The 12,603-nt window shown below is 45.7% G+C and carries 12 protein-coding genes; 8 read left to right on the top strand and 4 right to left on the bottom strand.

Annotated features, from left to right (window positions below; genetic code table 11):
* Window positions 1-500 (bottom strand): peptide deformylase (gene def, locus QUA56_RS10715; protein WP_333356940.1); only part of this gene is annotated, 500 nt, incomplete at its 3' end.
* A 223-nt stretch (window positions 501-723) separates the two neighbouring features.
* Window positions 724-1,965, bottom strand: a complete 1,242-nt coding sequence (locus QUA56_RS10710; protein ID WP_333356937.1) for an HhoA/HhoB/HtrA family serine endopeptidase — start codon at window positions 1,963-1,965, stop codon at window positions 724-726.
* Window positions 1,966-2,174: 209 nt separating this feature from the next.
* Here QUA56_RS10710 and dnaA point away from each other — a divergent pair, with 209 nt between their 5' ends.
* From dnaA to dnaN, 3 genes are all read left to right on the top strand, one after another.
* On the top strand, window positions 2,175-3,542 hold the full coding sequence (dnaA, locus tag QUA56_RS10705; protein WP_333356935.1) for a chromosomal replication initiator protein DnaA: 1,368 nt from the start codon (window positions 2,175-2,177) through the stop codon (window positions 3,540-3,542).
* Window positions 3,543-3,766: 224 nt separating this feature from the next.
* The gene (locus tag QUA56_RS10700; protein WP_333356932.1) at window positions 3,767-3,940 is read left to right on the top strand and encodes a hypothetical protein; all 174 of its coding nucleotides are present in this window, start codon (window positions 3,767-3,769) and stop codon (window positions 3,938-3,940) included.
* 184 nt (window positions 3,941-4,124) lie between these two features.
* Window positions 4,125-5,264 carry a DNA polymerase III subunit beta gene (dnaN, locus tag QUA56_RS10695; protein ID WP_333356929.1) on the top strand — a complete coding sequence of 380 codons (1,140 nt, stop codon included), beginning with the start codon at window positions 4,125-4,127 and terminating at the stop codon, window positions 5,262-5,264.
* A 109-nt stretch (window positions 5,265-5,373) separates the two neighbouring features.
* Here dnaN and QUA56_RS10690 read toward each other — a convergent pair whose 3' ends face one another.
* A complete protein-coding gene (locus QUA56_RS10690) occupies window positions 5,374-6,813 on the bottom strand; it encodes an ATP-binding protein (protein WP_333356926.1) in 1,440 nt (479 codons plus the stop codon).
* 622 nt (window positions 6,814-7,435) lie between these two features.
* The gene (locus tag QUA56_RS10685) at window positions 7,436-7,609 is read right to left on the bottom strand and encodes a hypothetical protein (RefSeq protein WP_333356924.1); all 174 of its coding nucleotides are present in this window, start codon (window positions 7,607-7,609) and stop codon (window positions 7,436-7,438) included.
* Between the two features lie 191 nt (window positions 7,610-7,800).
* Here QUA56_RS10685 and QUA56_RS10680 point away from each other — a divergent pair, with 191 nt between their 5' ends.
* From QUA56_RS10680 to QUA56_RS10660, 5 genes are all read left to right on the top strand, one after another.
* Window positions 7,801-8,880, top strand: coding sequence for a permease (locus QUA56_RS10680; protein ID WP_333356920.1), 1,080 nt, complete (start codon window positions 7,801-7,803; stop codon window positions 8,878-8,880).
* A 129-nt stretch (window positions 8,881-9,009) separates the two neighbouring features.
* Window positions 9,010-9,798: a TIGR03943 family putative permease subunit gene (locus QUA56_RS10675; protein WP_333356917.1), complete on the top strand. Its 789-nt coding sequence runs from the start codon at window positions 9,010-9,012 to the stop codon at window positions 9,796-9,798.
* 182 nt (window positions 9,799-9,980) lie between these two features.
* Entirely contained in the window at window positions 9,981-11,357 is a 1,377-nt protein-coding gene (locus QUA56_RS10670; protein WP_333356914.1) for an oligosaccharide flippase family protein, read from the top strand.
* Window positions 11,358-11,377: 20 nt separating this feature from the next.
* Window positions 11,378-12,361: a hypothetical protein gene (locus QUA56_RS10665; RefSeq protein WP_333356912.1), complete on the top strand. Its 984-nt coding sequence runs from the start codon at window positions 11,378-11,380 to the stop codon at window positions 12,359-12,361.
* A 28-nt stretch (window positions 12,362-12,389) separates the two neighbouring features.
* Window positions 12,390-12,584: a hypothetical protein gene (locus QUA56_RS10660; RefSeq protein WP_333356908.1), complete on the top strand. Its 195-nt coding sequence runs from the start codon at window positions 12,390-12,392 to the stop codon at window positions 12,582-12,584.
* Window positions 12,585-12,603 lie beyond the last annotated feature (19 nt).

The following is a 12,603-nucleotide window of genomic DNA, read 5'->3' as shown; positions in this document are numbered from 1 at the left end:
TCCTCAGTCATCAGTTCGTGGGTGCTTTCCACTCTGTCTAAAAACACGATTCCATCTAAATGGTCGTGCTCGTGTTGAAAAATTCGGGCCACAAAGTCTGTCAATTCTTGTCGGTGGAGTTTGCCGTCTCTACTGGTGTATTCTATCTCGATCGCCCTACTTCTCGGCACCAATCCCCGAATCCCCGGAATACTCAAACAGCCTTCCCAGTCTTTGACTGTCTCTGTTGACGCAGCCACAATCCGGGGATTAATCATCGCTGTGGGCTCCATGTTCGGCGCTTGGGGATACCGCAGGTTGGGACGGGATGCGACGATGAACAGGCGATCGGACTGAGCCGCTTGAGGGGCGGCAATCCCCACTCCGTTTGCCTGCTGTACTGTACAGATTAAGCTGTCAATCAACTGCTGAATGCGATCGTCCTGAATATTCTCGACAACTTGCGACGGGCGGCGCAGTACAGGATTTCCTAATTGTGAGATTTGTAATATTTCTGGCATAGTTATTGGTTATTTGTTCTTCGTAAAAGTTTTGTAGGTTGGGTTGAGGAACGAAACCCAACATAATAACTACATTAAAAGTCAACTGTCAAGCGTCAACTGTCAATTTCTCGAACTTTTTGCACCGGCATACTTCCTGGTTTCGTTTCTTTTTGTTTTGAGAGTTGGGTTTCGTTCCTCAACCCAACCTACTAACTACTAACAACAGTAAACATTCAACTGATTATCCAACTTTTTGAACTGGCAAACTCCCCGGTTTTACAGTCAAATTAACTATTTGCCCGTTGCGATTAATCTCCATTTGCAACAGCCCGCCAACCTTAGCATTTTGCACGAAATCCTGAACAGCTTCCGACTGAATAATCGGCTGATTATTAATCTTTTGAATCACATCTCCAGCCCGCAAACCTGCCGCCGCAGCGGGAGAATTAGGAACAACGCTCACAATAGCCACACCCCGATCGACTGCAACTCGCAGACTGCTGTTAGCATTGCTGTTAATTTGCTCCTTAACCTCTGGAGTCAGCGTCGCCATTTCAATGCCTAAATAAGCGTGTTCGACTTTTCCCGTCGAAATCAGTTCCTTCGCCACCTGTTGCGCTGCCTGAATCGGAATCGCAAACCCCAATCCTTGAGCACCTTGAATAATCGCCGTATTCATGCCAATAACTTGGCCCGAAGCATTCAGCAGCGGGCCGCCCGAATTCCCCGGATTAATTGCAGCGTCTGTTTGAATAAAACCGATCCGCTTGTCGGGTACGCCCACATCAGAGCTCGATCGCCCCGTAGCGCTAATAATCCCCGCAGTTACCGAATTGTCCAAACCCAAAGGATTGCCGATCGCGATCGCCCATTCCCCAGACAACAGCTTATCCGAATTGCCGATCGGCACCACAGGCAAATTATTCGCCTCAATCTTCACCACAGCAACATCCGTCACCTTATCCGCCCCCAACACCTGCCCCTGAAAGCTGCGGCCGTCCTTGAGAGTTACACTTACCGTATCGGCTCCCTCTACAACGTGAGCGTTAGTGAGAATCACGCCGTCGGCACCGATGACAAAACCCGAACCAGTGCCCCGTTCGATCCCGCCCCGGCCGCCCGAATTCGGTTCTATGCCAAAAAAATCTTCCGGCGACAGCCCTCCATTTCCCGGTTTCACCCGGCGCGAAGCATCGATCCGAACCACTGCCGGGCCAACTTTTGCCACCGCAGCCACAATAAAATTCACCGACGCCCCGTCGCCCGACAAGTCAGCAGGCGGCAAGGCTTTGCTAGCTCGATCCTTTGTACTGGGAGGCAGTTGCAATTTCGGTTCCAGCGCCCTTTGCCCCGAGTCGCCAGAATTTGCACGAAATTGAGAAACCGTCAGACGATCGCCCAACAAGGCTGCCCCGGCTCCCGTTACCAGCAGCAATATGTAAATTGCCGGTTGCTTCCAAAATTTGCCAGTAGAACTCTTCATGGCGACGTTTTAAGGCTTTCCTGCCCAATCTAAATATTTGCCGAGCAACTCCCCGATACCTGGTTTGGGCCGATGGTGCCGCAAAATTTTTGGGCGATGGCGTCCCGCCCCGCAAGCTACGGCAGACTCCCTTAAACTTTAGCATCTGACGACTAAACTCTCTAGACTATAAACTTAATATCTTGAATGCCGATCGGCAGAGGTGAGCAGTGGACATTCCCCTCGAAAGTCTGTGGAATCAGATACTTGAACGTCTCCAGGTACAACTTAGCAGACCTAGCTTTGAGACGTGGATCAAAACTGCCCGCGCCGAACAACTCGAAAATAACTGTTTGATCGTCAGCGCCCCCAACCCCTTTGCTCGCAATTGGTTGCAAAAATATTACGTCAAAACCATTACCGATGCAGTCGAAGAAATTCTGGGCTATCCCGTAGACATTTACTTGACAATTGCCGGGGGAAACGAAACAGGTGGCAGCAGCGACTCCGCCATGATTTGGCCGTACCCCATTGCCGATGTCGAAAGCCACTCGCTTCACCCCCCCAAACCCGCTAATTTAAACCCGAAATACTTATTTTCCCGCTTTGTCGTCGGTTCTAACAATCGCATGGCTCACGCGGCCTCCCTCGCGGTAGCCGAGTCTCCGGGCCGGGAATTCAATCCCCTATTTTTGTGCGGCGGCGTCGGTTTGGGCAAAACTCATTTGATGCAGGCGATCGGTCATTACCGCTTGGAAATTGACCCCAACGCCAAGATTTTCTACGTTTCTACTGAGAAATTTACTAACGATTTAATCGCCGCAATTAGGAAAGACAGTATGCAAACTTTCCGCGACCATTATCGGGCAGCAGATGTTTTATTAATAGATGATATCCAATTTATTGAAGGCAAAGAATACACTCAAGAAGAATTTTTCCACACTTTTAATACTTTGCACGAATCCGGCAACCAAGTAGTTTTAGCTTCCGATCGCCCGCCGCAGCAAATCCCCCGCCTGCAAGAGCGTTTGTGTTCCAGGTTTTCGATGGGATTAATTGCCGACATTCAATTGCCAGACTTGGAAACTCGGATGGCAATTTTGCAGAAAAAAGCCGAGTATGAAAATATGCGGCTGCCGCGAGATGTGATTGAATACATTGCTTCTAGTTACACTTCCAACGTTCGGGAATTAGAAGGAGCTTTGATTCGGGCGGTAGCTTATCTTTCAATTACTGGTTTGCCGATGACTGTGGAGAATATCGCCCCGGTTTTGAATCCGCAAACTGAAAGCGTAGAGGCGACTCCCGATGCAGTAATTGCAGTTGTGGCCGAGGCGTTTGATGTTTCTGTTGAAGATTTGAAAGGCATTTCCCGCCGGCGAGAAATTAGTCTCGCCCGTCAAATAGGGATGTATTTAATTCGACAGCATACTGGTTTGAGTTTGCCGAAAGTTGGCGAAGTGTTCGGCGGCAAAGATCACACAACTGTGCTTTACAGTTGCGACAAAATTGCTCAGTTGCGGAACACTGACCCGAATTTGGCTCAAACTTTGCGTCAGTTGAGCGATCGAATTAATGCTGTCAGCCGCAAAACTTGAGAACAAGTCAGTTGTCGGTTGTCAGTTGTCAGTTGTCAGTTGTCAGTTGTCAGTTGTCAGTCAGTATCGTAGGGTGCGTCGCCACCCTTAAATCTTAAATAGTATCCACAATCTTTGAGCGACGCACCGGTGCAGAATAGTGAGCGTAAACAAACCCACACTTTCGATGCCACCGGATTCGATATTGCCTGTGGAAAAACCTGTGGAAAAGTTGCCTTCCGTTTGTGGAAAACTTTACTCGATCGCCCGAAACAGTTTTTGCACCCAAACCGACGGGCGATCGACCGCACCAGCTTTCCCACAAGTTTTCCACAGGTAATCCTTTGCTACAAATTATGCCCAGCAAGCAGTTAGCTTTTTTTTCCACAGTTTCCACAGGGCGATCGGCACAAAAATAATTCAATAAATTAAAAAAAACTGGCGATCGCTACTCACCCGATACAGATAGTTCGCGACGCGCGCTGACTTCAGAAACCCGGTTTCTAGCCCCATGCTTGGGCCCTGACAGAGAAAAACAGACCCGCCGGCTTTCTGTGATACGATTTGTTTCTGTTTCAAATCCGGTTAATTAACCTTCCTACCATGAAATTGGTTTGCACCCAAAGTGACCTCAACGCCAACCTCTCGTTGGTGAGTCGGGCCGTTCCCTCCCGCCCGACACATCCGGTACTCGCCAACGTGCTCTTAGTAGCGGATGAGGAAAATCAGCGGGTTAGCTTGACAGCTTTCGATCTCAGTTTGGGCATTCGTACCAGCTTCGCAGCAGAAGTGACTGGCGGCGGCAGTTTTACCATACCCGCTAAATTGCTCAACGATATTGTTTCGAGACTCCCAGATGGAGAGATTACTTTAGAAGACGAAGCGGGGGACACTGTAGCCTATCTCACTTGCACTTCTGGCAGCTACCAAGTTAGAGGCATGGGCCCAGAAGAATTCCCAGAATTGCCCGCAATCGAAGCCGGAACAATCCTCAAATTGCCACCCGAAGCCTTGATAGAAGGACTCAAAGGAACTTTATTTGCTACTAGCCCCGACGAGGCAAAACAGGTACTTGCAGGCGTGCATTTAAAGGTATTGCAAGATTGCCTGGAATTTGCAGCTACAGACGGCCACAGATTGGCAGTAGTTCAAACTGCAAATGAAAAAGCTGAAGGCGAAGAAACCCAAGAAGAATTTGAGGTGACAGTCCCCGCTAAAGCATTGCGGGAAGTAGAAAGAATGCTGGTAATGCGGCAGTGGACTGAACCTGTTACCCTGCATTTTGAACAAGGTCAAGTAGTTTTTGAATGGGCCGACCAGCGGCTGACAACTCGCACCTTGGAAGGGCAATATCCCGCATACCGGCAGTTGATTCCGCCCTCCTTTGAGCGGCAAATTACCTTAGAAAGGCGATCGCTTTTAGCAGCAGTAGAAAGAATTGCCGTTTTTGCCGACCAAAAAAATAATATTCTCAAATGCAGCATCGACGAGGAGAATCAGGAAATCACTTTGTCTGTAGATGCTAAAGATGTCGGCTGCGGCAAAGAGTCAATGCCGGCACAGATTTCGGGAGACAGCATAGATATTGCTTTCAACGTAAAATACCTAATTGACATTTTGAAAACGGCCCAGTCTCCCGAAATTCAACTGCAATTAAACGGTGCTTTAGCCCCCGTAATTTTCCAGCCTTTGGGTGGAGTCAATGCTACATTCTTGGTGATGCCAGTTCAGCTAAGAGCTTAAAAAGAGTCATTAGTCATTAGTCAGTAGTCATTAGTCGTTAGTCATTGGTAATTGGTAACAAATAACCAATTACCAATTATCAATAATTAATAACAACTGACTTATTCCTTCAAATCAATGGCAACAAAATTTCAAATTCAGTACCCGTACCCGGCGTAGAATGCAAATTTAACTTGCCTTTATGCTTTTGCGTAACAATTTGATGGGTAATTGCCAACCCCAAACCAGTACCTTTGCCCGCCGGTTTAGTGGTGAAAAATGTCTCAAAAATCCGCCGCTGAATTTCTGGTGGAATTCCCGGCCCGTTATCGGAAATTCTGATGGCTATCCAAGCGTTATTTGGATTTTTTCCGCTTGCTTCTGGGCTGAAATCGCAGTTTTGGCTGGCGGAGGATAGCTGTTTTGAATTTTGTCGATCGCCCGTAACATAATTTTGAATTAATTCCGAATTCACGCAGTCTCCGTCAGAACTGTCTATTACCTCGGTTTCAATAGTAATCGCAGGCACAAAACCATTTTCTCCTTTTACCTCTTCCAAAGCGTCGATCGCATTGCTGATGATATTCATAAATACCTGGCTCAACTGACCCGAGTAACACTTGAATAAAGGCAAATCACCATAGCTTTTAACTACTTCAATCCCGTACTTGAGACGGTTTTTCATAATTAGCAGCGTACTGTCAATACATTCGTGGATGTTAGCTTGTTTCAAGCGGGCTTCGTCCATGTGAGAAAAAGTGTGCAAGCTGGTGACGAGTTCGGTCAGCCTCTCGGATGAAACTTTCATACTTTTGAGAATTTCCACCCAATCTTTTTGCAAAAAATCGAAGTCTATGTTTTTTTTGAATCCGTCAATTTTTTCGCTGTCACCGACAATGTGTTCGTAAGCAGACAGCAAATCCATGATGTCTTTCGAGTAGTTGGACAAAAAGCCGATATTTCCCCTGATGCAGGTGACGGGATTTCTAATTTCGTGGGCGACTCCAGCTACCATCTGCCCCAAACTGGCTAGTTTTTCGGTTTGAATTAGTTGAGATTGAGTTTGCTGCCTCAGCAATTTTGTCGCTAGTTCGTGAATGTTGGATTGGGCTACTAAAAGTTCGTGCACGTCTAGCAAACTATAAGTTTGAGGCGACACTTGAACTACAATCGGTTCGTAAAGCAGTTCTTTCGATCGCAACAGCGACTTCCTCGCTGCATCCACGATTAAAGTATTGCTGGGAAAAATTAAATTCTCAGTTTCGGCAAAGCGGTACAAAGCCCTCACAGGTCGCTTTAAAAATAATTCTCGCCCAAAAGGACGGCTGATAAATTCTAAAAATCTCCGCCGGGAAATCATACCGCCAAATTCACCTCGATGGGTCACAATGACTCCCGGTAACAGCGGATTAGCTTCTAACATCTGAGAAATTCGCATTCCCCAATCCGTAGCTTCTACCTGAAAATCGTAAAGAGACAATTCTTGGAGAGTAGAATCTAAACACAGTTCTCCTAGGTCACCATCGGAGATGGGTTGGACTGGTCTTTCTACGCAGGAGGTATTCAACATAAATTCATCAGCACGCTTTTTTGGGGTTCTATTTGCCAGCAGACATTCAGCTACCAAAGGTCAGCAGGTGAGTTGCTGAGTGCTTCGATCGGCATTCGCCTAGCAAACTGCATTTTAAATTACACAAAAAACTGACTGTCGTAAATGGGATTTTACCACTAAAAGTATTAGGCAAGATTGAGTATTACCGAAATAAATGCGCCCTGGTAATTATACATGACTTTATTTTATACTGACTTGAGGAGTATTAACGCTTGGCTAGACTATTTAACTATTCATTAACCTTAAGTTATCGTCTTAACCTTTTGTTAATAAATTTTTGTACTGAGAAATATAATTGATTGACAATAGAAGAAAATCGCAATTGCCCGATCGCCCACGCGATCCACTCCGTCAGGAGATAAGTTAAAATCACAAATTCGGGCGATCGCGTCCCTGAATTTGAACTCGCTAAGGGCGATGGCGTCGGGCCCTCGCCCCTGCTACAGCATTTGAGGCTGTGTCACCCCATCTCTCCGATCCGCTACTAGCAACCCCTCGTAACCCTCAGCCCGCGGCACGCCCGCCAGTGCGTCCCCTATAGATTTGTAGCGAAGACTAAAGTTCTCACTACAAACCAATTTTATAGCGATCGTTCTATAAAACAGTTAGCCTCGCCCGCAATCTGCCAAATCTGCCCTGGCAGTTGTTCGACAATCAACCATTGTTGACCGAAAGATCCATCAAATCGGCGGCGCTTTGCCGATGCAATTATTGATTGGCTGTACGAGGCGGATATGAATAAAATTTTATTCAAATTTAAACAAGTTTAACGAGTCCAAATCATTCAAGGCATCAGCATAGATTAAATTAGAAGGTCTACAAATTCCAGCAAAAAAAGGCAAAAAAAATTAACTGGATCTTAACTTAGTGCTATGCTTTGGTATGATCTACAAGGAGTTCTACCAAAGACGTATAACTAAATAGCAATCTACCAGTAGGTGATCGATGCAACCGGGCTTAACAAATCAGTTAAACAATGCTTTTACCCTTTTTCTCAGCTTGTTAGTAGAGGCAATACCTTTTCTGCTGCTCGGAGTTTTATTCTCAGGTTTGCTGCTGGGCTTTGTAGACGAACGCAAACTCGTATCCCGCATCCCGCGAAACCCGCTGCTGGGGGCTTTGATGGGCAGTTCGATCGGCTTTTTGTTTCCCGTGTGCGAGTGCGGTAACGTGCCCGTAGCCCGCAGGTTGCTGATGCAGGGAGTGCCCGCACCAGCCGCGATCGGCTTTTTGCTCGCGGCCCCCACCATCAACCCCATCGTAATTTGGGCGACTTGGACGGCATTTCGCGATCAGCCAGAAATTGTAGTTTTGCGGGTGGTATTTTCCCTAATCACAGCCACAATTATCGGCTGGGTGTTCAGCGCCCAAACAGACTTGCGGCCCCTGCTACACCCCTCTGTAGCCCGCGCCATCCCCCTGCCAAAACCAGAGTTTTCCGAAAAAGAGCTCGTCCAAGCCAACACTTCGCTGCTGTTGCAGTCCGGGACATTTATGCTCGGTCAGCCGGGGGGGGCGGTGCCGATCGAATCTTTGCTACAAGACGACTGGAAGCCTTTACAAACAGGCAAAACAGAAAAAACCTCGAAACGTTCCTCGATGTTCCACCGCGTTTCTAAAGAGCGTCTGCGCCTGCTTTTAAACACTATGGTACAGGAGTTGCGCGAATTGGGAGGAGTGTTGGTAATCGGAAGTGCGATCGCAGCCATCATTCAAGTTGGCGCACCCCGCGAACTAATTCTCAACCTCGGCCAAGGCCCCGTTTCCTCGATTCTCGCCATGCTGCTATTAGCCGCAGTCGTATCGATTTGTTCTACAGTAGATGCCTTTTTTGCACTTTCTTTTGCTTCCACATTTACCAGCGGTTCGCTGTTAGCATTTCTCGTTTTCGGGCCGATGATTGACCTCAAGGGGATCGGTTTAATGCTGTCAATTTTTAAAGGTCGAGCCGTAGTTTACTTAATTGTCTTGGCAGCTCAGTTAACCTTTTTAATGACCCTCGCTGTCAACTTGCATTTAGGTTAATAAATTAGCCATGACGGACAACTAACGAGAGATTCCCAATTCCCAATTCCCGATTCCCAATTCCCAATTCCCGATTCCCAATTCCCAATTCCCAATTCCCGATTCCCCATTCCCAATGACTCTTACAAAATGAAGCTTAAAAAAATTAGCCTCTGGCTGGACGCCCTAGCTATCTTAGCGTGGGGAATATTGCTCCTAAAATATTGGATCACCGGCAAATTAAGCATTCTCATTCACCCCAATTACTTTGGCTTGACTCTAGCGGGAGGAATCGGCTTAATGGTTATTGGCGGGTTAAAAACTTGGGAACTCTTAAAACTCGATCGCACCGCAAAGCAATCGCGGACATCACCAGCAAATAACTCTCCCAGAATCACAGAAGTTGAACACGTTACTTTGTTTCCCCCCAGTATCGGCAGCACCTTAATGTTGAGCGTCGCATTAATCGGTTTAGTCACAACGCCACGCACATTTACCAGCCAGACAGCATTAGAACGAGGCCTCACCGAATCCCTGCCAATCACCAGACTGCAACCCCAAGAATTTCGCAATAATACAAAACCAGAAAAGCGATCGCTCGTTGAATGGGTGCGGCTGTTAAATTTCAATCCCGAACCCGATATATACAGAGGTCAAAAAATCAAAGTTCAAGGATTTGTAATTCACCCCCCCAACATCACAGAACAATATCTGTGGATCGGGCGTTTTGTCATTACCTGCTGCGCGGCGGACGCCTATCCAATCGGGTTGCCGGTAAAATTACGGATAGGTCAAAGCCGCACCGCCTTTGCCCCAGACAGTTGGCTAGAAATAGAAGGAGAAACGATCGTAGAAGAACTGCAAGGCAAGCGCAAATTAATCATTCAAGCATCCTCACTCCAACCAATCCCCGAACCAAAAAACCCTTATGATTATTAGGTATGGAGTAAGTATGAGATTGAATTTTACATTTATTGCGACATGGACACTCAATACCCGTCCTCCGCATACAAATTAAGATACTGTACAGTCAGCTATAAAAGTGGCAGCAGCATCCTGTAGCAGTTGCCAATAGCAAATTCAGCCACTACACTCGTAATTAGGAAATAAATTCTGAGTATATGTCATCCGAAAAAAAATTAGCGATCAAAGGTGCTATCTGGACGATCGCCAGCTATGGAAGCAGTCAAATTATCCGATTTGCCAGCAACCTAATCCTGACGCGCCTGCTTTTGCCTGAATTATTTGGTCTAGTAGGTCTAGCCTACGTTTTTATCACAGGCATCAACTTATTCTCAGACATCGGTCTAGGCCCAAGCATCATCCAAAATAAGCGCGGCGAAGATCCTCAATTTCTCAATACCGCTTGGACACTGCAAGTTATTCGCAGCTTTTTCATTTGGATTTGTTTGATTGTAATTACCCACCCAGTTGCTAATTTTTATGGAGATCCCCGTCTCCAGTGGTTGATTCCAGTAATAGGTATAAATTCCCTAATTGGAGGGTTCAACTCGACTGCTACATCCAGCCTCAACCGGCAGATGGCAATCAAGAGAGTAGTAATTTTTGAGTTGGGCATACAGATTGTTTCTACTACAGTGATGATTGTCTGGGCCTGGTTCGATCGCAGCATCTGGGCCATCATCGCCGGCGGCTTTTCTGCTGCTTTAATGGAGTTAGTATGGAGCCATTTTTTGATTCGCGGCAAGTCAAACCGATTTGCTTGGGATAAAGAAGCAGCTAAAGAAATATTTGCTTATGGGAAATGGATCTTTGTGTCTACGGCTTTGTTTTTCTTGTGTTCTCAAGCCGATCGACTCATCCTCGGGAAAATATTTACTTTAACAATGTTGGGCATTTACGGCATCGCTTTTACTCTCGGCGATATGCCGCGGCAAGTCATCATCGCCATTAGCGGCAGGGTGATTTTTCCCTCGATTTCTATGCTGGCAGAGTTGCCGCGACAGGAGTTGCGCGCGAAGATACTCAACAATCGCAAGCTAATTCTAATACCGTTAGCCGTAGGTTTAGCAATTTTTGTGAGCTTCGGAGATCAGTTAATCTTAACACTGTATCGGAAAGAGTATGCGGCGGCATCTTGGATGATGCCAATCTTGGCTTTAGGTGTCTGGCACACCACCCTCCACAATATGATGGGTTCTTGTCTGTTAGCCGTAGGAAAGTCTCAGTACCCAGCTATAGGCAATCTGCTGACTTTTGTGAATCTATGTATAGGTATACCGCTGGGATATCACTTAAAAGGTAATTTAGGTGCTGTAATTGCTGTAGCTTTAGGCGACCTTCCTACCTATGCAGTAACTAACTACGGTTTGTGGCGAGAAGGACTAACTTGTTTTTGGCAGGATATTCAATTGACAGGACTGTTTGTAGGGGTGCTGGCAACTCTACTTTGGTGTAGAGTCGCTTTTGGTTTGGGCCTGCCAATCGATAAAATATCACCGATGGATTTAATTCCAATCAATTCATTTTTTCAGTAAACAAAAAGGAGATTGTCTATATGTCAGACGAAACAAAGACAAGACGAAAAGTAATCCACTTTATCTTTTTACAAATGGCTTTGTTACAAGAAATATCGCGAGTTGCCACGAGGTATACTAAGCTGATGTTTTTTTATCAAAGAAATCGCATTATAGATTTATTCAAAGAAAACGAACAGCCCGAAAAAAAACGCCCCAAAGTCTTTGCGGCTGTCGCACACATTACATCCGTTGAAGAATCTAAGAATCCAGAAAAAGCCACAGAAAAAATAGAGAGACTCAGGCACACAATAGATGGACTGTTGACGAGTTTTGCTCATTGCGACCTGACTGTTGCGATCCAAACTTTACCGAACAGGCACGTTACAGCGTATTTACCTGAATATCAAATTAAGTGCATTCAGATACAAGAAGGCCCTGAATGCGACCCCATGTTGGTAGAGTTTAGACTTCAGGAAGAATTTGTCGAAAGAGTAGAAAAATTTGACTGGTTTTTATTCATAGAAGATGACATTGTTTTGTACGATGCTTTTATTCTAGAAAAATTAGAAAATTTTAACCGACAAAGCGGGTATAAAAATGCTATTCTTTACCCAAACCGTTATGAAATGTATGAAGGAACCAAGAGATATATTGATTTGACAATAGATCAGCAGCTATCGTGGAATCAGCTATCTAGTGTAGAGATAGAAGGTGTAAAATTTGCTGAGTTTAGCAATCCTCATTCAGCATTTTACTGTTTGTCAAGAAACCAGATGAAAGAGTGGATAAAATCTGGTCGCATCTTCAAAAATCAAGTAGTAAATGTTGGGCTTTTAGAGAGTGCAGCAACTTTTTGTCTTTTGGAATGTTTCTCAATATATAAGCCTCACCCGTCAAACCTAAATTATTTTGAGGTCAGGCATTACGATAGCAAATATTCTAAGCTATACCCCGAACCGGAATCGCCGTATACACTGTCAGCGGTTAATAATAGTTCCAAGATACCCATTGTCAAGGATTAGTGAAAGGTATCTCAGCTAAGTATTCGTCATGATTATTGGTAGGATGGGTAGAGTGCTAGCGTTACCCCTCAACCGATTAAAGAATTCGCGATTTGAGATTTTAGATTGGATTAAAAATCTCAAATCTCAAACAGTGCTGGACGCAACTGGCACAATGGTAGGGCGATCTACTGTCCTCAAAGCCTCTCTCGATCGAGCAATTTTTAGCTCTGAGGCACCCTAAAAGGTAAAATCTCAAATTT

The organism is Microcoleus sp. N3A4 (assembly GCF_036701805.1).
Lineage (GTDB): Bacteria > Cyanobacteriota > Cyanobacteriia > Cyanobacteriales > Microcoleaceae > Microcoleus.
Note: the sequence above shows the minus strand (reverse complement) of the source record. Positions and strands in the feature narration are given on the sequence as shown.

Coding starts and splice junctions, on each gene's coding strand:
- QUA56_RS10665 (WP_333356912.1), top strand. CDS start 11,378: ATGTCAGACGAAACAAAGACAAGACGAAAAGTAATCCACTTTATCTTT.
- QUA56_RS10675 (WP_333356917.1), top strand. CDS start 9,010: ATGAAGCTTAAAAAAATTAGCCTCTGGCTGGACGCCCTAGCTATCTTA.
- QUA56_RS10710 (WP_333356937.1), bottom strand. CDS start 1,965: ATGAAGAGTTCTACTGGCAAATTTTGGAAGCAACCGGCAATTTACATA.
- QUA56_RS10690 (WP_333356926.1), bottom strand. CDS start 6,813: ATGTTGAATACCTCCTGCGTAGAAAGACCAGTCCAACCCATCTCCGAT.
- dnaN (WP_333356929.1), top strand. CDS start 4,125: ATGAAATTGGTTTGCACCCAAAGTGACCTCAACGCCAACCTCTCGTTG.
- QUA56_RS10660 (WP_333356908.1), top strand. CDS start 12,390: ATGATTATTGGTAGGATGGGTAGAGTGCTAGCGTTACCCCTCAACCGA.
- QUA56_RS10670 (WP_333356914.1), top strand. CDS start 9,981: ATGTCATCCGAAAAAAAATTAGCGATCAAAGGTGCTATCTGGACGATC.
- QUA56_RS10680 (WP_333356920.1), top strand. CDS start 7,801: ATGCAACCGGGCTTAACAAATCAGTTAAACAATGCTTTTACCCTTTTT.